Source organism: Pseudomonas sp. 3MAES_34.3B, assembly GCF_058145875.1.
The window spans coordinates 1,797,686-1,817,035 of the sequence record NZ_CM176960.1; the positions used below are offsets into that span (position 1 = coordinate 1,797,686).

15 protein-coding genes and 2 pseudogenes are annotated in these 19,350 nt (G+C 62.7%); 9 read left to right on the top strand and 8 right to left on the bottom strand.

Annotated elements, in window-relative coordinates; genetic code table 11:
• The first annotated feature begins 230 nt into the window (after positions 1-230).
• Complete coding sequence (locus tag AC3Z8Y_RS07955; RefSeq protein WP_490089205.1) at positions 231-1,277, top strand: class I SAM-dependent methyltransferase; 1,047 nt, start codon at positions 231-233, stop codon at positions 1,275-1,277.
• Here AC3Z8Y_RS07955 and AC3Z8Y_RS07960 read toward each other — a convergent pair whose 3' ends face one another.
• Complete coding sequence (locus AC3Z8Y_RS07960; RefSeq protein WP_490089206.1) at positions 1,278-4,118, bottom strand: autotransporter family protein; 2,841 nt, start codon at positions 4,116-4,118, stop codon at positions 1,278-1,280.
• Positions 4,119-4,323: 205 nt separating this feature from the next.
• Between AC3Z8Y_RS07960 and AC3Z8Y_RS07965 the strand changes: the two genes are divergently transcribed.
• The 4 genes and pseudogenes from AC3Z8Y_RS07965 to yjdN all read left to right on the top strand — a co-directional run bounded on the left by AC3Z8Y_RS07965 (position 4,324) and on the right by yjdN (position 6,734).
• Positions 4,324-4,599: a DUF2790 domain-containing protein gene (locus AC3Z8Y_RS07965; RefSeq protein WP_490089207.1), complete on the top strand. Its 276-nt coding sequence runs from the start codon at positions 4,324-4,326 to the stop codon at positions 4,597-4,599.
• 439 nt (positions 4,600-5,038) lie between these two features.
• Positions 5,039-5,710: pseudogene (locus tag AC3Z8Y_RS07970) on the top strand (PAS domain-containing protein); the annotation flags it as partial.
• A gap of 114 nt (positions 5,711-5,824) precedes the next feature.
• Positions 5,825-6,256, top strand: a pseudogene (locus AC3Z8Y_RS07975) (methyl-accepting chemotaxis protein); the annotation flags it as partial.
• Positions 6,257-6,314: 58 nt separating this feature from the next.
• Positions 6,315-6,734, top strand: coding sequence for a VOC family metalloprotein YjdN (gene yjdN, locus AC3Z8Y_RS07980; RefSeq protein WP_490089208.1), 420 nt, complete (start codon positions 6,315-6,317; stop codon positions 6,732-6,734).
• Between the two features lie 111 nt (positions 6,735-6,845).
• On the opposite strand, the gene AC3Z8Y_RS07985 is transcribed toward yjdN, so the two are convergent.
• A complete protein-coding gene (locus AC3Z8Y_RS07985) occupies positions 6,846-7,598 on the bottom strand; it encodes a carbon-nitrogen hydrolase family protein (protein WP_490089209.1) in 753 nt (250 codons plus the stop codon).
• 180 nt (positions 7,599-7,778) lie between these two features.
• Between AC3Z8Y_RS07985 and AC3Z8Y_RS07990 the strand changes: the two genes are divergently transcribed.
• Entirely contained in the window at positions 7,779-8,297 is a 519-nt protein-coding gene (locus AC3Z8Y_RS07990) for a GNAT family N-acetyltransferase (protein WP_490089210.1), read from the top strand.
• Positions 8,298-8,333: 36 nt separating this feature from the next.
• Here AC3Z8Y_RS07990 and AC3Z8Y_RS07995 read toward each other — a convergent pair whose 3' ends face one another.
• The 3 genes from AC3Z8Y_RS07995 to AC3Z8Y_RS08005 all read right to left on the bottom strand — a co-directional run bounded on the left by AC3Z8Y_RS07995 (position 8,334) and on the right by AC3Z8Y_RS08005 (position 12,586).
• Positions 8,334-9,665, bottom strand: a complete 1,332-nt coding sequence (locus AC3Z8Y_RS07995) for an MFS transporter (RefSeq protein ID WP_490089211.1) — start codon at positions 9,663-9,665, stop codon at positions 8,334-8,336.
• A 79-nt stretch (positions 9,666-9,744) separates the two neighbouring features.
• Complete coding sequence (locus AC3Z8Y_RS08000; RefSeq protein WP_490089212.1) at positions 9,745-10,824, bottom strand: C45 family autoproteolytic acyltransferase/hydrolase; 1,080 nt, start codon at positions 10,822-10,824, stop codon at positions 9,745-9,747.
• A gap of 22 nt (positions 10,825-10,846) precedes the next feature.
• A complete protein-coding gene (locus tag AC3Z8Y_RS08005) occupies positions 10,847-12,586 on the bottom strand; it encodes an amidohydrolase (protein WP_490089213.1) in 1,740 nt (579 codons plus the stop codon).
• A 104-nt stretch (positions 12,587-12,690) separates the two neighbouring features.
• On the opposite strand from AC3Z8Y_RS08005, the gene AC3Z8Y_RS08010 reads away from it, so the two are divergent.
• Both AC3Z8Y_RS08010 and AC3Z8Y_RS08015 read left to right on the top strand, forming a co-directional pair.
• Complete coding sequence (locus AC3Z8Y_RS08010; RefSeq protein ID WP_490089214.1) at positions 12,691-13,605, top strand: LysR family transcriptional regulator; 915 nt, start codon at positions 12,691-12,693, stop codon at positions 13,603-13,605.
• Positions 13,606-13,860: 255 nt separating this feature from the next.
• Complete coding sequence (locus tag AC3Z8Y_RS08015; RefSeq protein ID WP_490089215.1) at positions 13,861-15,345, top strand: APC family permease; 1,485 nt, start codon at positions 13,861-13,863, stop codon at positions 15,343-15,345.
• Positions 15,346-15,361: 16 nt separating this feature from the next.
• On the opposite strand, the gene argC is transcribed toward AC3Z8Y_RS08015, so the two are convergent.
• Positions 15,362-16,279: an N-acetyl-gamma-glutamyl-phosphate reductase gene (argC, locus tag AC3Z8Y_RS08020; protein ID WP_490089216.1), complete on the bottom strand. Its 918-nt coding sequence runs from the start codon at positions 16,277-16,279 to the stop codon at positions 15,362-15,364.
• A gap of 102 nt (positions 16,280-16,381) precedes the next feature.
• On the opposite strand from argC, the gene AC3Z8Y_RS08025 reads away from it, so the two are divergent.
• Positions 16,382-17,266 (top strand): LysR family transcriptional regulator, encoded by an 885-nt coding sequence (locus tag AC3Z8Y_RS08025; protein WP_490089217.1) that lies wholly within the window; start codon positions 16,382-16,384, stop codon positions 17,264-17,266.
• 12 nt (positions 17,267-17,278) lie between these two features.
• Here AC3Z8Y_RS08025 and AC3Z8Y_RS08030 read toward each other — a convergent pair whose 3' ends face one another.
• Together AC3Z8Y_RS08030 and AC3Z8Y_RS08035 are read right to left on the bottom strand one after the other, a co-directional pair.
• Positions 17,279-18,649 (bottom strand): GntT/GntP/DsdX family permease, encoded by a 1,371-nt coding sequence (locus tag AC3Z8Y_RS08030; protein WP_490089218.1) that lies wholly within the window; start codon positions 18,647-18,649, stop codon positions 17,279-17,281.
• Positions 18,650-18,790: 141 nt separating this feature from the next.
• Positions 18,791-19,264 carry a cupin domain-containing protein gene (locus tag AC3Z8Y_RS08035; protein ID WP_490089219.1) on the bottom strand — a complete coding sequence of 158 codons (474 nt, stop codon included), beginning with the start codon at positions 19,262-19,264 and terminating at the stop codon, positions 18,791-18,793.
• Positions 19,265-19,350: the final 86 nt, after the last annotated feature.

Sequence of the window (19,350 nt, forward strand, 5' to 3'; positions counted from 1 at the left end):
CCGTTACTTTAGAAGCATGCCGATTTTTTGCACGGTCGCCCATCGTTGGTGCGCTGGCGAGTCGACAAGCGGCATTTTGGGGCAGGGCAGGCAATGCATCCCATGGCGGGCTAGACTCCATTCGCTGCACATTCACCACACGCAGTTCCGTGGTTTATCCGACCACCGCTAACAGTTTTCAGGTTCATATGCCCGTGCCGACGGTGGCCTTCTCAAGAGGAGGGTACGTAATGGACGAGGCAAAGCTGCATGAATTCATGGGCAAGGTGGTGTCTGACATGGGCGCCGCAGCCATGCTGGCCAATGTGATCCTGGGTGACGAGCTGGGGCTGTACAAGGCCATGGCTGATAGCCAACCCACCACCCCCGAAGCCCTTTCCAACCTTACCGGCTGCAATGCCCGGCTGATCCGCGAATGGCTGAGCGCTAATGTGGCGTCGGGTTACGTGGAGCATAGTGACGGGATGTTTGTGTTACCCGAAGCGCAGGCGCTGGCGCTTGCCATCGAGGATTCGCCCGTATACGTGGCAGGCGGCATGCTGGTGGTGGCGTCGATGTTCCACGACAAAGACAAACTCGTGGCTGCCATGCGCGGTGATGGTGGGCTGCCCTGGGGCGATCATCACCCTTGCATGTTCAGCGGCACCGAACGGTTCTTCCGCCCTGGGTACAAGAATTACCTGGTACCTCAATGGCTGCCTGCGCTGGAGGGCGTGGTGGGCAAGCTCAATGCCGGTGCACAAGTGGCCGATATCGGCTGTGGTCACGGAGCCTCGACCATCGTGATGGCCCAGGCCTTTCCAGCGTCGAGTTTCATGGGCTTCGATTACCATGCCCCCTCTATTGCAACCGCCACGGCCCGGGCTGAAGAGAGCGGGGTAGGCGACCGTGTCCGCTTTGCCCAAGGTACGGCTGCGGCCTTCCCTGGCAATGACTTCGACCTGGTGTGCTACTTCGATTGCCTGCACGACATGGGCGACCCCGTGGGCGCGGCGCGGCACGCACATGAGGCGTTGAAGGCCGACGGCACGGTGCTGCTCGTGGAGCCCTACGCTGATGACACCCTCGATGAAAACATCACGCCGGTAGGCCGCTTGTATTACGCAGCGTCCACCTTCATTTGCACGCCTAACTCGCTTTCGCAGGAAGTAGGGCTTGGCCTTGGCGCGCAAGCCGGGGAAGCCCGGTTGCGAGAGGTATTCCGCGCCGCCGGGTTCAGCCATTTCCGCCGGGCCGCGCAAACACCGTTCAACCTTATTCTGGAGGCGCGCAAGTAACTAGAACGGCATCATCACTTTCAGCGCGGTGACCTGGTCGCTGAAGTCGCCGCGCTGCTGCACCTCGTGGTTCACCGACACTTCGTTGCCATTGCGCCAGCGGGCGACCAGCCCCAGGTTACCGGTGGCCTCCCACGGATTACTGCCTGAGGACGTGACCGTAAACCGGTCCCCGGGGGCAGCGGCGTAGGCTGACGTGGTCGTCGATGGCTGATCGAGCAGATCGTAGCCCACGCCCAGGCCTAGCCGCAGATGGGCCAGTGGCGTGAGCGCGTGCTCCATTGTCCCGTCCAGGCCGAGCACCAGTTGGTCGCTGTCGCGCTCATCCACGCGAAGCAACAATGGCTGCAGCGCGGCAGTGCCTCGCTCGCGATAGGCGCCCTCATGAACGTGGTTGTAGTCCAGCCGCAGCGATGGCCGGAACTGCGTGGCTTCGGTTAATGCCAGGGTTTGACCCAAACGTGCCCCCACGGTAGCGATCATCGCGTTGTAGTCGGCGCTGGCGGCGCCCGGTGTGCCCGCTATCGCAAAGTCGCGCTCGGTGCGCACGCGATTGTTACCGGCACCGGCATACACGTGCACATCGGTAAGTTCATCCAGCGCGTGGCTGCCGTAAGCCATGAACTGCCACAGGTCCAGGCTGCTGCCCTGGGCACTCGCGGCCTGCGCAGTCGCTTCACCCTGGGCGTAGGCGAATGCAAAGCCCACGTGGTTGCCGTTGGCCATGCGGGTGTCCGTGCCGATGACAGTGCCCTGCGCCTGTTCGCTCTGGCCACGGCTTACGCTGTTGAAATTGAACGGTTCGGCCCAAAAGGGCGCAAGGGCCTGGCCGCCGAACGCGCCGGGTGCAAAGCCGGCAAGCCGCTGATCCACCAGCCGGTTGATCGACGCCAAGGCGCTTTGACTGGCGCGCACGGCATGGTTGCCTCCCGGCAGGCTGGCCGCCAGCGCAGCGGCGACCTCGCGATTATCGGTTGCCGTGGCGAACAACGGCGTAAGCGCACTGTTGCTGCCCTTGGCCAGTTGCGAGTCCACCACTGCAGCCGCCGCGACCGCATCTTTCAAACCCGCAGCCTGCACGGCCGCTTGTACACCGTGATTGGAGCGGGCAACGGGCAACAGGTCGACGGTATTGCCATCTTTCACAGCCGAGAAACCAAACAATGCCGAGTTGCTGGTCACCGCGAACGTGCCCTCCGACACCAGCGTGCCAGCGCTGAGTACATCCTGCAGGCGGGACAGGCTCAAGGGTTGGCTCGCCTGTGCCACGTTTACCTCGATCCGCGCCTGGGCGGGCAGGGTAGCGGTGCCGGTTACCTCCATCTGGCCATAGTGCATGGTGTCGACCACTTCGGTGCGCAATACCCCATCCGCCGCCTGATTGAAGTCACCAATGATGATGGCCGGGGCCGTGGTGTTATCCACCTTGGCAGCCAGCACCAAGGTGCCCTGGTTGGTAAGCGAGCGCACCGCCAGTACATCGTTACCCATAAACCTGTAGCTGGCGCCCTGGTTCACGAAGAACGGCACGGTGGGGGCTTCGACCCGCCCGTCGAACCGCGCATGGTTGCCGGCGATCTGAACCGAGCCTACCTGGGCAGCTTCGCTTATTTCCAGGGAGGTCTCGCTCCCACTGAAGTTGGCGTAGCGGCTGATGGTGCCGCTGTTGATGAGCGTACCGATCCGGGCGTCCTCGCTGATAAATAGCCCACCGGACAGGCCGGAGATCGCTCCAGTGTTGACCACCAGGGGCGTGTTGGCGGAAAGCACTGCACCGGTGGAAAAATCCGAGCCCCCGCTGATCGAGCCACTGTTGTAGACGCCTTCGCGGATGGTGCCCGAAATGCCAAATGGCCGCGCTTGGCCGGATAGAACTCCGGTGTTGACGAGGCGGCCGTCGATGTCGGCGCTGATCCCCGTGCCCGACGCGGCGGTAAAGGTACCGGTGTTGATCACGTCGCCGCTGATATGGCTGTCGCGGATGAAGGCAGCGTCCCCGCCGTCGATCAGCCCGGTGTTGATGAAGTTGCCCTTGATGGTCACGTTGGTCAACGCGAAGGTACTGCTGACCTCACCGCTATTGATGAAGTCGTGGCCGATCGTTGTGTTGTACACACCTACGGCGGACCCGGCCGAAATCATTCCACTGTTATGGAGTGAGCCGTCAACCGTGCTGTCACCGATGATCAAGCCATAGTAATAGCCGTCGATAGTGCCGCTGTTCTTGATATCGCCTTTCACCCGGCTGCCGTCGATAACCAGCGCCGAATAGCCCGAGTCGTTTATAACGGCAATTGTGCCGGCGTTGTTGATGTCCCCATTGACGGTGCTGTTCTCGATCGCCACGGCGGGGAGGTTCACGCCAGGCCCACCCGACAACGACAGGCTGCCTGCATTGGCCAGCATCCCTATGGTGCTGTTCAGGATATGCACCGCCGCCTCGGCCCCCATCACTTCGCCCGTGCGTGCGTTGAACACCTTGCCGCCCAGGCTCGCGTTGTTCACCAGCAGGCCGGTTTGCCCGGAGATGACTCCGCTGTTGAGCACCTGCCTGGCAGTGGTGCCTTCATTGACCATCACGGCCGGGCCGCCAGGTACGTTGAGTTCCCCGCCGGTTTGCACCTGCAGCTGTTCGCCGGCGTCGAGCACGCACGCGGCTTGGCTGGTGCCTGTAAGCACCGTGGTGCGGCGAGTGCAGTCATCTGCCAGCGCGCCGTCCATTGGCAGGCCCAATGCTGTAAGCATCACTGCAAGGCTTAGCCTGCACAGCGGTGGATGGGGAGGGTGGTTGCCGGGTGACACGGCCGACTGCAAACGCTGGCCAGGGTAGAGGCGATCCATGGGAGTACCCTGAGCGAGAAGTGTAAGTTCTGGGTATAGCCAGCGTGTGCCGGAAGTCAACGCCGCCAAGCCACGCGCCGCCTGAAAGGTACTATCGACTTCGATGATTTACGCCAGTGACGTGTTCAATTTCTCTGCAAACGGTGGGCGCGGTTTACTGAACCCACAGCCAAACCACACCGTTATCACTCAGAGGAATCGAATCATGAAAAAGACTTTCGCCATCGCCGTCCTTGCCGCAGTCGTTACCACCGGTGCCTTCGCTCAGGACGGATCGGACCGTAGCGTGGGCAGCAACCTTCCTGTGGAAACCTACAAGTACGGAATGAAGCTGGATGTTCAGAAGGTGATCTCGGAAACCGACGTGAGCAACAAAAGCGGCGTTGTCCCAGTCACCATGGTGTACCAGGACAGCCACGGCCAGGTGCATAAAGTGCAGTTCCTTCAGCAGGGCGGTTACGACGATAACGCCAATGGGTAAACCCCCGCGCTCAGTGCGCCCCAAGCAGCATCCCCAAAGCCCCGACCCGTTCGGGGCTTTTGCTTTTCTAGGCAAACGTCAGCCTGGTAAGGCACCTATCTTGTACAAAACACCATTGGCGTATCGTTTCCTGATTTGCCATCAGCTTCGCCTTTTGTGGAATGTGGATCCGCTTTCACCCCACGCTATCGGGCTGATAGGGACATATATCTATTCGGATACAAAGTAGATTGCTATCATAATGCCACTGGTCGTAATTGTACAAATGCGCTCATGTGTACAGTTTTTCGGCCGATGGCTATCTGTCATCTCCTTCCCGCTCCGTATAGGTGCATACATGCTCTTCAATAAGCAGAACAAAGCTGAACTGGCTGCCCTTCGCGATGAACTGGCGACCGTTGAACAGATTCGAGCCGGCCTTGATCAGGACATGATTGTCATGCGCCTGGACGCCGCTGGGCGGGTAGAGCATGTGAACGCCAACTTCGAGCGGGAGATGTTGCACCTCAATGCTGAGTTGCAAGGCCGGCTACTGTCGGAGCTGGTACCTGAGGACGTGCGCCAGGACAACTTCCACCGTAGGGTGTGGGCTGCCTTGCAGCAGGGCGGAAACTTCAGCGGCGCCCTGCGCCTGCTGCGCAAGGACGGCCGGGAAGCCTGGCTGCGAATACTTCTTCACCCGATCCGCACGGTAGAGGGCAAACTCAGTTCGTTTGTAATCTATGCCAGCGACCTCACCCGCACCATTGAAACCTCCCGTGAGCAGGAGGGCATGATCAAGGCGCTGCAACGCTCCACGGCAGTGATCGAATTCGACCTTCAAGGGCACGTACTGGTCGCCAACGAGCGTTTTCTGCAGGCCATGGGTTTTCGCCTGGAGCAGGTCAAGGGCAAGCACCACCGGCAGTTCTGCACGCCCGAGGAAGCCGCCTCGCAAGAGTATGCTGCGTTCTGGGAGCGGCTGCGCAAGGGCGAGTTCGTGGCCAGCCGGTTCAAGCGCATCGACGCCGCCGGCCGTACCGTATGGCTGGAAGCGTCGTATAACCCGGTGTTCGATGCCAGCAACCGGCTGGTGAAGGTGGTGAAGTTCGCCACGGTGATCACCGATCAGGTCAAGCAGGAAATGGCCGTGGCCGAGGCCGCCACCATCGCCTATTCCACCTCGGTGCAAACCGACACCACGGCCCAGCGCGGCGCGGAAGTGGTACAGCAAACGGTATCCGTGATGCGCGGGCTCGCCCGCCATATGCAAGATGCCGCTGAGGGTATCGAAGCCCTCGACCAGCAAAGCCAGGTTATCACTACCATCATCAAGACCATCAGCAGCATTGCCGAGCAAACCAACCTGCTGGCCTTGAACGCCGCCATCGAAGCCGCCCGCGCGGGCGAACAGGGTAGGGGCTTTGCGGTAGTGGCCGATGAAGTGCGCCAACTGGCCTCGCGTACCACTACGGCCACCGCGGAGATCGCCGGCGTGGTTCAGCAGAACCAGCGCCTGGCCTCCGAAGCGGTAACGGTGATCGGCACTGGCCGCAAGCAGGCAGAGGACGGCCTGGACCTGGCCAGCCAGGCCGGCTCGGTGATTGTGGAAATCCAGGACGGCGCGCAGAAAGTGGTCAGCGCCGTGGAGCAGTTCGCCACGCGGCTGGGCCGCTGAGGCCTAGACTCTCCATGGGCGGCGCATCTCGTGTCGCCACTGCCGGGAGTGCAACGTGATGAACGTTCAGCCCTACCTGTTCTTTGCTGGTACCTGCCAGCAAGCCATGGATTTCTACTGCGAAACACTGGGTGCCGAGGTGCAGTTCAAAATGACCTTCGCCGAAGCGCCAGAGCCTTCGGCCGGCGCCGATTGCCCCGCCGCGCCGCCCGACGGCATCATGCACGCCAACCTGCTGATTGGCGCCAGCCAGCTCATGATGAGCGACGACCCCAGCGCCGACCAGAAGGCCCATTCGGGCTACGCGCTTTCCCTTGTGAGCGAAAACCTGGAGCAGGGCAAAGCCTGGTTCGATGGCCTGAGCGATGGCGGCAGCGTGCGCGTGCCCTTCGGCGAAACCTTCTGGGCCCAGGGCTTTGGCATGCTCACTGACCGCTTCGGCGTGCCGTGGATGGTCAACGTGGAGAAGAAGGCTTAATAGTTCGTGGGCTTCGCCGCACTCACAGGGGGGCATTACCCTGTGGGACCGGCGGGGGCGGCCATCCAGCCTCGAGCCCGGGAACGAACGCGGAATTCGATGGCATAGCGTTCACTCAACCAGGTGCTCGATCCCACGCCACCCGGCCAACCCTTTGGAAATCACCAGCAAGCGATTGCCTGCGCCTTCGGTAGAGGCCACACACTGGCCGTGTTCATCCCAGAACGCGCTTCGCCCGGCCGCAGCCCAGCCTCCCGTCGGGCCGCCATGGTTGGCCATGAGCACGGCCATTCCATGCTGCTGCGCATAGCCTTGCAGGATCGCGCTGTCGTGGGGATAACCCGGCTCCCCAATAAGTACGCTGGCCGCATACACATCGGCGCCTCTGTTCGCTGCATTAGCCGCATGCGATGGCTGGGCAAAGTCGGCACATACAGACAATGCAATGGACTGGCCGGAAATGGATAACAGCTCGCCGCCATTTCCCACAGAGAAAAACTGCTCTTCTCCGGCGTGCAAATATTGCTTGGTATAAGCGCTGATCGCTCCATCGGCATGAAGGGTACAAGCAGCAATCTGCGGCTTGGCCTGCCCGGCTACACGCAGCGGCAAGCCGATGACCGTGGTCATGCCTGCCTGCTGCGCGAGCGCTCGCAGCGGTTGCAGAAGCGAAGTGGCCAGGGGTAGAGCCAACGCGCTGGCGGTTGAAGGCTCATAGCCGGTGAGAGACAGCTCGGGGAACAGCAGCAGCCCTACGCCCAGTTCAGCGGCACGCTGCATGAACTGCAGGTGCAGCGCCACATTGCCCTCAAGGTCCCCATCGCGGATCGCGCATTGGGCGGCGGCCAACATAGGTATCGGCATCACGAGCTCCGCAAAAGCCGTCGATGCTAGCCCGACGGCGTTTGGGTTACTACACCCTGGCGCCACATACCTCGGTTATGTCGCGGCGAGTACACCGTGGGCTACGGGGGCGATGTGGCAGCAGCTCAGGGGTTTGTGATTTCATGGCCCGGTGCCCTTCAGTAAAGGATTAAAGAAGCCATGGCCGGGATTTCCACAAGCGAGTTCACTATTGAGCGTTTCGCCGAAACTCACGTTGCTGGCGGCACTGCGCTGTACAACGAACCGGCGGTTTGCCGGCAGGTGCTGCAGTTGCCGTATCAGCCCGTCGAGGTGTGGCGCGAGCGCTTGGCTGCAAGCGGGCCCCGCCAGGTACAGCTTGTCGCGACGTGCGACGGTCAGGTACTCGGCCATGTTGGGCTGGATCAATACGCCAGGGTTCGCCAGAACCATGTCGGTACGGTTTATATGGGAGTTGCAGGCGCCTGGCAGGGCAAAGGTGTCGGCACGAAGCTGCTTGCAGCGGTACTGGACGTGGCCGACAACTGGATGAACCTGCAGCGGGTTGAGTTGACGGTCTACTGTGACAACGAGCCTGCGCAGCGTTTGTACCGCACCTTCGGATTCGAAACCGAAGGGCGGCTACGCCACTATGCGGTGCGCGACGGTGAGTTCGTCGATGCGTTCACCATGGCGCGCTTCAAGGTACGGCCCCACTAGCCCAGCTTCACATTCATGGTGATGTTCGCCGGAGGCTCACCGCCTTGATGCTGCCTCAACCTGCCCGCCGTACGCCCTATCAGGTTCGTCCAGCTCATCCATTTCCCGGTGGGCGGTTTCCCGAAGCGCCAGGGTACAGATCGCGACCAGCGCCATCGCCGCCGCGCCGTACAGGGCTACATAAACCGGTTGATGGCCGCTGATGATCAGGATTGCGGTCGCTGCGCTTGATGCTGTACCGCCGCCCAGGGCCGCACCCAGCTGATAGCTGGCCGAGATGGCAGAGTAGCGCATTGCCTGTGGGAACTGCTCGGCCAGGAACGCCGGGATCGGCCCCTGGGTCGCGCCCATGAACAGGCCCACGAGGAGGTAGGCTACCAACGCCAGCCCCAGGTGGTGCGTGCCCAGGAGCGGAAAGAATACGAACAGCCCTACCGCCATGATCGCCGCGCCGAAGATCATTACCGGGCGGCGGCCGTGGCGGTCGGAAAGATGGCCGAAGAAGGGTGCGGACAACACGATGGCAATGGACAACGCGAAGTCAAATAGCAAAGCCTGGCTGCTGGTGTAGCCGATGTCGGTGGCATACGCCAGGAAGAAGGTACTGATGTATGCCACTGTGATGTAGCCAAAGGCGATGCCGGTACACAGCATCAGCTCGCGTGGCCGCTGCCGCAGCGCTCCCAGCAGCGGTAGCCGGGTGGCGGGTTGACGGCGGACGGTGGGCGGCGCGTGCTGAAGGCGCGCATACAGGCCGACCAGCACCAGCACACCACCGAGCCAGAACGGGATGCGCCAGGCGATACCGCTGAGGTTATCGTCAAAGGCCAGGCTGAGCAGCGCAAACACCGCAGAGCCGAGGATGCCGCCAATACCGATGCCCATACTGGTGAAGCTGCCCCACAACCCCCGCCGGCCACGCGGTGCCGCTTCAATACCGAACAGCGCCGCGCCCCCCCATTCGCCACCGGCCGCGAAGCCTTGCACCAGGCGTAGCGCCACCAGCAGTATCGGCGCGGCTGCGCCTAACGTCGCGTAGGTGGGAAGAAAGCCGATCAGTAGGGTACTTAGGCCCATCAGCAAGAGGGTGACGACCAATGCCTTCTGCCGCCCATGACGATCCCCCATATGACCGAACACCACGCCGCCCAGCGGACGGGCCAGGAACCCGGCCCCGAAAGCCGCGAACGCCACAAGCACGGCGGTAAGGCGATCCAGGTCAGGAAAGAACAGCTTCGGAAACACCAGCGCGGCGGCGTAGCCGTAGATCACGAAGTCATAGAACTCCAGCGCCGTGCCCATGCCCGATACCGCAAACGTCTTCAACGCAGCGCGCCAACCGGGCTGTACAGTAGGGTAATTGTTCATCAGGTTTTGCTCTTGTTTTTGTGGCGATGAAGGTGAGTGACCGCTGCCTTTGAACAGCTGCGGTCGGAGTGGACGACAGCTAGAAACGTCGCGACGCGTTGCGAGCCAAAGCGGTCGGCGTACCGGCGACGTACTCGAGGGTGCAGCCCGCAGTGTCCAGGCCGATGGTAAGCAAGGTTTCCCAACGCTCGGTGGCCGGTTGCGACGGGTCCGGGTGGAAGCACACCACCGCCTGGTCGCCCTCGCTGCCACAGAAGGCATCGGCCCGTTCAGACAGCGCCTCCCGTGCCATGTCTGGGATCACGGCGGCCAAGTGATCGTGGCGCGCGTATGTGGTTGACACATCTGCGGTGCGCTCACCCCGGGCCAGGGCCGGGTCGAGGAAATGGTTGGTGTGCAGCACCCAACCGTCACTGCGAGGCGGCACTACGGCAATGCCGGCAGGGCTCATTTCAATGCTGGCGGCGCGAAGCTCAGCGGGGTGATGACTGAATACGGTCAGTACGGTGGACGCGCTCACGCGGGCTGAACCTATCAGGTCGATGGCGTGCTCCACGCTGGTGGCTTCCTCCAGCACCCGCCGGGCCACGGCATGTACGGGCACCCCGCCCTGGGCGTTATCGCTTGCATGGTGGAGGATATTGAAGTGCACACCCAGGCCCGCGCTGTTGACGCCGATCTTGCCCAGCATGCCGAACTCGGTGAACAGCTTGACGGTGAGGCCGCTGCGAGCGTGCAGTTGCAACATCAAGCCATGGGGCACCAGGCTGTCATGCCAGTCCCAGGTTTGAATACTCAACGGCACGGCGGCGTTGGCCGGCGCATAAACCGCCGTGGAGCATTCGCCTTCCACAGGCCGCGCGGGCATCACTGCGAGGATCTCGGTGCGGCTGTTGAGCGCGGCCAGTTGCCATAGCGGCACCCCGGCACCTACCGCCATACCTTCGATTTCTCTCGCGAGCGCAGGGCACCAGGCTGCCAGGGCGACGAGGCTGGCCTCGGCGATTTGCCGGACTTGCCCGGCTGCGATGCCCACCTGTGGGAAGAATTCCAGATAGAGCGCTACCGTGCGGCCAATCTGGGTGCCCCACCGGGCACCCAGCTGGCGGCCCCGCTCGTAGGGTTCATGGGTATCGCTGATGAAGGAATGGATAATCATGGGAGGGTCCTTGAAGGGTCTATCAGGGCTTGCTTGCTGGCGGCTGGCGGTACACTTCGCGCCCGGCGAACCAGGTCGCCACTACCTGGGTGTCGCGCAGGGCCTCGGGCGGCGCGGTGAACACGTCCCTGTCGAGCAGCACCATGTCGGCCTGTTTGCCCGGCGCCAGCGAGCCGATGCTGTGTTCGAGGCGAATCATCCGCGCGGCGTTGAGGGTGTAGGCCTGGAACATCACCTGCCGATCGACCGCTTCGTCGGCATTGAGCACGCCCTTGGGGCCCATGCGGGTCATGGCTTGGTAGATCGCTTTCCAAGGGTTGGGCGTGGTGATCGGCCAATCGCTGGCCCCGGCCAACGTAGCGCCGTGCTCAAGCAGGGAATGGGCGGGGTAGGTGTACTTGAACACTTGTTCGTCCACATAGGGCTTCACCAGGTCGATGCTCGACTCATCCGCGCTGGCCCAGTACAGCTGCATGGAAGCGATCACGTTCAACTGCTTGAAGCGGTCGAAATCCATGGGGTTCACCATCTGCAAGTGTGTGATGGAATGCGGTATGCCGCTGTTGCGATCCTTGCGCGCCTGCGCCACCCCATTGAGCGCTTCGTGTATGGCGCGGTCGCCAATGGCGTGCACGTGCACCAGCCAGCCCCGCGCATCGGCGGCGCTGACCAGTTCGCCGAAGTGTTCCGGATCGATCAACAGCTCGCCGGATGCGTGGGAGTTGGTGTAGGGCTCGAGCATGGCGGCGCTTTGTGCCGGCACTTCGGCCACCCCGTCCGCGAACACCTTGATGCCCGGGAGGGTGAGGTTCGGCACATTGAGGAACTGCTGTCGCACCTGGTCCAGTGCGTCGAGGTCTTTGGGAGTGGCTTTGGAATCGGCCATCAACAGCGCGGCTACGTGGGCCGAGAGGTCGCCTTTCTCGGCCAAGGCCTTATAGATAGGCAGCACGCCCGTGGAGGCGTTTGTGATGTCCGCGCCCGGGATCTCGTTGGCGAGGGGGTCCAGCCAGGCGGTAATGCCCAGGCTGTTGTAATAGCGCAGGGCGGCATACGCCCCTCGGGTAAGCGTCTCGCTCGAAGGAATCGGCAGCAGGGCTTGCACAGGGTACAGGCCGCTGTCTACCAGAAAGCCATTGGGGGTGCCGTCGGGGTGACGGCCGAGGGTTGCGTTCTCTTCACCCTGAAGTGAGGCGACTTTGGCGGCGTCTACCCCGGCTGCGGCAAGCATGGCCTGGTTCGCCCAGCCAGTGTGCAGGTCCCAGCCTAGCAACAGTATTGGCTGTTCGGCCCACTCGCCGCGATTGAACGTGGTTTCTAGCGCAGCGATGTCACCCCAGTAGGTAGAGGGCAGCCCGCCGATGCTCAAGTAAGCGCCGCGTTGTGCCTTGCCATTGGTGCGCCATCCCCGCAGGCGATGCTCCAGCTCGGTAACAGGCACCCACTCGCCATCCAGATTAGCCTGCAGCATCTGCAAGCCGCCTTTCACGGTGTGGCTATGGGAGTCGATAAACCCGGGCATCAGCACTTTGCCATGCAGGTCCAACACGCGGGTATGGGCCGCTTTCAGGCGCAACACCTGGTTATCGCTGCCCACCGCTACCACCTTGCCGTTTTCGATGGCAACCGCCTGTTGCAGCGCTTGGCCTGGCTCTGCCGTGTATACCTTGCCGCTGTGCAGAATCAGATCCGCCGCCGCTATACTTTCCCCTGAGGAAACAAGCCAGGCCATGGACACCAGTGCTGGAATCAGTATTTTCATTGCGGCGCCTCGGTTGTGTGCCAGTCCACGCAGCTTAAGCAAAGCTTGAGGCAACCGGAACGCAGACTTCCCGCACATCTTTTGTGCCGGTCAGGAACGAATACATGGACAAAATGACTGCCATCACCATGTTCGTCGCCACCGCCGACCACGGTGGTTTCAGCCGAGCAGCCGAACATCTGAACAAAACCCCATCAGCCATCACCAAGGGGGTGGCACAGCTGGAAGCGGAATTGGGGGCGCGGTTATTCGAGCGTACTACCCGGCGGATGACGCTCACCGAGGCCGGGCACATCTACCTGGCCGGCGCGCGGCAGGCAGTGCTGCATCTGCAGATGGCAGGCGCGGAGGTGGAGCAATTGCAGACAGACCTGCGGGGCACACTGCGTATCGCGGCCCCACCTTCGTTTGGCCCAGCCTTCCTGCAGGAGGTGTGTCGTGCCTTTCTGGACGAGTATCCGCAAGTTCGCCTGGAGGTGGACCTGCAGGATGAATTCGCCGACCTGGTGGAGGGGGGCTACGATGTTGCGCTGCGAGATGGGCCCACCGACCTGCCCGGGGTCATCGCCCAGCCACTGCTGGAGAATCACTTGATGCTTTGCGCCAGCCCGGCATACCTGGCGCGCAAGCAGCAGGGTGTGACGTTGGAAAATTACGCCGAACATGATTGGTTGATTTTTCGTCATCCCTTGCTAAACCGGAACTTCTGGTGGGTCACCCGGGATGGCGAACGCATCCGGCTCAAGCAACCGGTGCCGCGCGTGGCCAGTAACAATTATGACTTTCTTCTAGGTTGCCTACTGGCGGGGCAGGGCGTGCAATTCCTGCCGCAATGGAGCGCTTTGCCATATCTGGCACGCGGCCAATTGATAGAGCAATTACCACAATGCTGGCGGGACCCCAGCGCGTTTGGGGCAACGGTCCATGTTTTGTACCTGCCTCACCGGCGGCACACGCGTAAGGTCAAGGTGTTCATCGACGTGCTGAAACGGCACCTCCAGCAGCAGGGGCTGGTTTGAGCACACCCCCTTAAGCAGCCGTCAGGTACCTATCGATTAAACCGAACGCCCCCTTCGTTATTTCGTATTTGTAGTCGGCCGGCCCGCTTACTAGGCTGCAACCCATCGTTTACGCGCTCTCGATCTGCCCATATCGCTCCAGGTGTGCATGGGGCGCCAGGCATTCCATTTAAAACAAGAAAACGCCCGGGCTCACCAGTAGTGCGGCTCGGCCCCAAGACCGGATGACCCTGCCGCCCCCATCGGAGCAAACCTATGAGCACGCCGCAAAACCCCGCGTTGGCCAGTGCCGACAGTGATGCAGAACAGCTGAAAAAGCTCGGCTATACCTCTAACTTCAACCGCAGCATGAGCCTGTGGCAGAACTTTGCGCTGGGCTTCACTTACCTGTCCCCGGTGGTGGGGGTGTATACCCTCTTCGGTTTATGCTTGGCGGCGGGCGGGCCGCCGATGTTCTGGGCGTACTTGCTGGTAGGGTTCGGCCAATTGCTGGTGTGCCTGATTTTCGGCGAAGTGGTATCGCAATTTCCGATTTCGGGTGGCGTTTATCCTTGGGCTCGCCGTTTGGTGGGCAAGCGCTGGGCGTGGATGGTGGGCTGGGTGTATGCCATCGCGCTGTGCGTGACCATCGCCGCCGTAGCGGTAGGGGCAGGGCCGTACCTGGCGGTGATGCTAGGGTTCGACCCGAGCAACAACACCAACATCTGCATTGCCCTGGTGCTCACCCTGATCGCTACGCTGGTGAACCTCAGTGGCACCCGCATCCTCGCCCGCATCGCCATGTTCGGTTTTCTCTGCGAACTGCTCGGCGCGCTGGTCGTAGGCATTTACTTGCTGATCTTCGAGCGGCATCAGCCGTTCAGTGTGCTCTTCAATACCTTTGACATACGCGTGGACGGCTCCTACCTTCCGGCGTTCCTCACCGCGTCGTTGGCAGGGATGTTCCTGTATTACGGTTTCGAAGCCTGCGGCGATGTGGCCGAGGAAACCCCCAACCCCAGCAAGCGCATCCCCGTGGCCATGCGCATGACCATCTACATCGGCGGCATTTCGGCAATGTTCGCCTGCCTGGCGTTGATCCTCGCCGTGCCGGACATGGCCGCTGTGATCAACGGCACCGACAAGGACCCGGTGACCACCGTATTGAACAATGCCTTCGGCAGCGTGGGCTCCCGAGTGGTCATGGCCGTGGTGATGGTGTCGTTCGTGTCCTGCGTGATCAGCCTGCAGGCTGCCGCCAGCCGTTTGCTCTACGCCTATGCCCGGGACGAGATGGTGATCGGCAGCGCGGTACTCAAACGCCTGTCGGCCGGCACCCAGGTGCCGGTGAATGCCTTGTTCGTGGCGGCGGCGCTGCCCGCGTTGATCATCGTGGCCGGGTTCTTCCTGCAGGATGCCGTGGCGACCATCGTGAGTTTCGCGGCGATCGGCATCTATCTCGCTTTCCAGATGATCGTGCTGGGGGCGCTTTATGCACGGGCCCGCGGCTGGCAACCCAGTGGGCAGTTCAGGCTGGGTAAATGGGGGATGGTGGTGAACGTGGGCGCGCTGGTGTATGGCGTGGCGGCGATCATCAACATGGCCTGGCCGCGCACCCCGGACGCGCCCTGGTACGTGAATTACGCCATGGTGGTGAGCACCGCGCTGGTGATCGGCCTAGGGCTGCTGTACATGTGGCTGGCCAAGCCTTACGACACCGGCACCGCCCCCGCGGGCGATGCCTGGACCATCGGCCGGTAGCCCATAGGCGTAAGCGTCAGCGCTGCCCCATCAGCATCAGGTCCAGGTTCTGCACCGCAGCCCCTGCCGCGCCCTTGCCCAGGTTGTCGAAGACGGCAGCCAGCAGCACCTGGCCCTGAGCGTCGTTGCCGAACACGTGCAAGCGCACGCCATCGGTACCGTTCAGCGCTTCGGGGTTCAGCTGGCCCACCTGGGAGGAGGGCGCGGCCACCTGCACATGGGCAGCGCCCTGGTAGGCCTGCTCCAGGCAGTGCTGCAAACGCTCCGTGGTAACGCCTGCTGGCAGCAGGCGGAACATCAGCGGAATGGTCAGCACAATGCCCTGACGGTAATTGCCATAACCCGGCACGAAGACCGGCCGCGTGCCCAGCCCTGCCCATTGCTGGATTTCCGGTACGTGCTTGTGCTCCAGCGACAGCCCGTATACGCGCACGCCGGATTCCTCGCCGGCCTCGTGCCGCTCGACCGTCGCCCGGCCAGCGCCCGAATAGCCGGAGATGGCATGGATGGCCATTGGATAGTCAGCCGGTACCAGCCGCGCCTGGATCAGCGGCCGCAGCAGCGCAATGGCACCGGTGGGGTAACAGCCCGGGTTGCTCACGCGATGGGCATGGGCGATGCGCTCGGCCTGATCCGCGCTCAGTTCAGGAAGGCCGTATACCCATTCGGGATGTACACGGTGCGCGGAGCTGGCGTCGATCACCCGCACGGCTGGGTTATGAATGCTGGCCACGGCCTCACGCGCCGCGTCGTCTGGCAGGCACAACAGGGCGATGTCGGCACTGTTGATGGCCTCTGCTCGCTGGGCGGGGTCCTTGCGCAGGGCTTCAGGTAGCGTCAGCAACTCGATGTCCTGGCGCCCGCCCAGGCGTGCGTGTATCTGCAACCCGGTAGTGCCTTGGTCACCGTCAATGAACACAACTGGCTTGGACATGGTGGTACTCACTATGGGTAAAAAGGATGCCGCTATCGTCAGGCCTGCTGCAGCAAAAGAAAATTTGAATATACTGCAGCGCTCATTCAAGAAAACCGAACGATGCGCGAACTCAGCCTCGACCGCCTCCGAACCTTTGTTGCCATTGCCGACCACGGCAGCTTTGCCGCCGCGGCGCGTTGGCTCAACCTGGCGCCACCTACGGTTACCTTTCACATCGCTGAGCTGGAAGGCCGCATCGGCGCGCCATTGCTTACCCGCAAGCGTGGCCAGGTGCATCCCACCGCCATTGGCGACAGCCTGCTCGGCCGGGCACGGCGGCTGCTGGCCGAGGCCGATCAATTGATCGAGGACATCCAGGGGGAAGTGAAAGGGCTCACGGGGCGGGTGCGGCTGGGCGCGTCCACTGGTGCGCTGGCGTACCTGCTGCCTGAAGCATTGGCCAGGCTGCGGCTGGAACACCCCGGCGTGGACGTACAGGTGGAAGTGCTGACTTCTGGCGAATCCCTCGCGCGGCTGCGCAGTGGCACGCTGGACATCGGCCTGGTGGCGCTACCTCAACCGATCCCGGCGGGCGTTGCGGTGAAGCCTTGGCGCAGCGACCCGATCATGGCCTTCGTGCCGTCGGCCTGGCAGGCGCCCGATCCGGTGGACGGCCGCTGGCTGGCAGAGCGTGCGCTGATCCTCAATGACCCTGGCACCCAGCTGGCGCGGGTGACCAGCGAATGGTTCGCGGCGGCGGGCCATGCGCCGCGCGCGCGAATTCAGCTGAACTACAACGATGCGATCAAAAGCCTGGTTGCCGCCGGTTACGGGGCCGCACTGTTGCCCCACGAAGGCGGCTCGCCCTTGCTCGATACCCGCATCGACGTGCGCACGGTGCAGCCGCCCTTATGTCGGCCCTTGGGTATCGCGCACCGGGCAGGGGCCGTGGAGCGCGCGACCGAACATGTGCTGGGCGCGCTCGCAGCCATTGGCGAACAGTAGGGAAGGGGCTGGCTACACCAGCCACATCCACAGCAGGGAGGCGCCGATCAAGCCCACCACCGACACGATGGTCTGCAGCACCGACCACACCCACAGGGTTTGCTTGAGCTGCAGCCCGAAGTATTCACGGACCATCCAGAAGCCGGCGTCGTTGACGTGGCAGAAGAACACCGAGCCCGCGCCGATGGTCAGCGCCACCAGCGCGCTTTGGGTAGGTGCCAGGCCCGCCATCAGCGGGGCGAGGATGCCCGCTGTGGTGGTGGTCGCCACAGTGGCGGAACCCGTTGCCTGACGCAGCGCCACGGCGATCAGCCACGCCAACAGCAGGTAGGGCATGTGCGCGCCTTCGGCCACCTTGCTGATGGTCTGGCTCACGCCCGCATCGAGCAGGGTTTGCTTCAGCCCGCCGCCGGCGCCGATGGTCAGCAGCAGCACGGCAATGGGCGCCAGGCTTTTGCGCAGGGTGTTGCCAACCTGCTCGCGGGCCATGCCATTGGCCCAGCCCAGCAATACCACGGCCGCCAGCACCGCCAGGGCCAGCGCCACCAGCGGTTCGCCGACGAACTTCAGCCCAAGCGCCAGTGAGCTCTCGGCGGGCAGCGCGATCTTCGCCAGGGTGCTGCCCAGCATCAGCACCACGGGCAACAGGATAATCCCCAGCGACACGCCGAACCCGGGCTGCCGCGCGGCGGTGGGGCGGGCGCTGAACACGTCGCCCAGTTCGGCGGGAATTTCCAGCGGCATGCGGCGCGACAGCCATAGCCCATACAGCGGCCCGGCGAGGATCACCGCGGGTACCGCGAGGGTGAAGCCCAGCAACATGGTCAGGCCCAGGTCGGCGTGCAGGGCGCTAACGGCGATCAGCGGGCCAGGGTGTGGGGGCATCAAGGCGTGCAGGGTGGTCATCCCAGCCAGCGCGGGGATGGCGATTTTCAGCAGTGGCTGGCCGGATTGGCGTGCCATCACGAAGATGATCGGCACCATCATCACCAGGCCCACCTCGAAGAACAACGGCAGGCCGATGATCATCGCCACCAGTGCCATTACCCACGGCAGCGCTCGCCCCTTGCCCAGTTGCAGCAAGGTGCTGGCGATCCGGTCAGCCGCCCCGGATTCGGCCATTACCGCCCCCAGCATGGCGCCCAGCGCAATGATGATACCCGCCTCGCCGAGGATGCCCCCGGCGCCTTTGCTGAACGCCTTGGCCACCTCTTCCGGCGCCAGGCCAGCGCCAATGCCGGCGATAAAAGTACCTACGAGAATGGACAGGAACGGCGGAAGACGGGTAGCGCTGATCAGTACCACAATGCTGGCGATGGCGAGCACGCAGCAGAAGATCAGGCGGGTGTCATGGGCCAGCCAGGCCACGTGGATCAACTCCACGGAGGTACTCCTTTGTTATTGGTGTGAATACCGCTGCAACAGGCGTTGCAAAACCCACCGAGACTAACGGAGCCAACCTTTCGTGAAGCTTTCGCGCCCATGAAGGTTTATTCAGCGCATGGGGCCCGCATGAAAACAGCGTTAGTAGGGCGTTCCGTCCTTATGCGCGAAGAACCACCCGCCGTCTGAAGTTTTCACGGCCTGTAGATCATCGTCGGGGTAATGCACCGTATCCCCCAGGGTGCGGTCACCTATTTCCAGAATCACACATACCGCGTCGGTGTGGTTTTCCAAGTGATGAGGCTCACCGGCGGCGGCAAAGCCGGCCACCTGTCCGGGTTCAAGCACTGTAACGACTTGCCCGGTGAACAGCGTGGGCCTGCCTTCGAGCACATAGATAAACTCGTCCTGGCGCGAGTGTTGGTGATGTAAAGCCGAAACGCCTCCAGGGGCGAGGTGCACCAGGTTTACCCCGAAATTTCTCAGACCGAACAAGTCCCCCAGCGGTCGCTTCACCCGTTGGCCCATGGCCGAGGCGAAGGGTTCGGGGTAGTTGCTGGGCTTGTCGCGCGGCGGTGCCTGCGCCGCGGTTATGGCTTTGGGCGTGTCGTTCATGCCGGTTTCTCCAGGTAGGGAATACGAGCCGTGAAGCACAAGCGCTTCTACGTAGCGGCCCGGTAAGCATAGGGAGGCACATTGCT

Bases quoted from the DNA above. Each gene is read 5' to 3' on its own strand.
- AC3Z8Y_RS08025 (WP_490089217.1), top strand. From the start codon at position 16,382: ATGCGCGAACTCAGCCTCGACCGCCTCCGAACCTTTGTTGCCATTGCC.
- AC3Z8Y_RS07955 (WP_490089205.1), top strand. From the start codon at position 231: ATGGACGAGGCAAAGCTGCATGAATTCATGGGCAAGGTGGTGTCTGAC.
- AC3Z8Y_RS08015 (WP_490089215.1), top strand. From the start codon at position 13,861: ATGAGCACGCCGCAAAACCCCGCGTTGGCCAGTGCCGACAGTGATGCA.
- yjdN (WP_490089208.1), top strand. From the start codon at position 6,315: ATGAACGTTCAGCCCTACCTGTTCTTTGCTGGTACCTGCCAGCAAGCC.
- AC3Z8Y_RS08000 (WP_490089212.1), bottom strand. From the start codon at position 10,824: ATGATTATCCATTCCTTCATCAGCGATACCCATGAACCCTACGAGCGG.
- AC3Z8Y_RS07960 (WP_490089206.1), bottom strand. From the start codon at position 4,118: ATGGATCGCCTCTACCCTGGCCAGCGTTTGCAGTCGGCCGTGTCACCC.
- argC (WP_490089216.1), bottom strand. From the start codon at position 16,279: ATGTCCAAGCCAGTTGTGTTCATTGACGGTGACCAAGGCACTACCGGG.
- AC3Z8Y_RS07990 (WP_490089210.1), top strand. From the start codon at position 7,779: ATGGCCGGGATTTCCACAAGCGAGTTCACTATTGAGCGTTTCGCCGAA.
- AC3Z8Y_RS07985 (WP_490089209.1), bottom strand. From the start codon at position 7,598: ATGCCGATACCTATGTTGGCCGCCGCCCAATGCGCGATCCGCGATGGG.
- AC3Z8Y_RS08010 (WP_490089214.1), top strand. From the start codon at position 12,691: ATGGACAAAATGACTGCCATCACCATGTTCGTCGCCACCGCCGACCAC.
- AC3Z8Y_RS07965 (WP_490089207.1), top strand. From the start codon at position 4,324: ATGAAAAAGACTTTCGCCATCGCCGTCCTTGCCGCAGTCGTTACCACC.
- AC3Z8Y_RS08035 (WP_490089219.1), bottom strand. From the start codon at position 19,264: ATGAACGACACGCCCAAAGCCATAACCGCGGCGCAGGCACCGCCGCGC.
- AC3Z8Y_RS07995 (WP_490089211.1), bottom strand. From the start codon at position 9,665: ATGAACAATTACCCTACTGTACAGCCCGGTTGGCGCGCTGCGTTGAAG.
- AC3Z8Y_RS08005 (WP_490089213.1), bottom strand. From the start codon at position 12,586: ATGAAAATACTGATTCCAGCACTGGTGTCCATGGCCTGGCTTGTTTCC.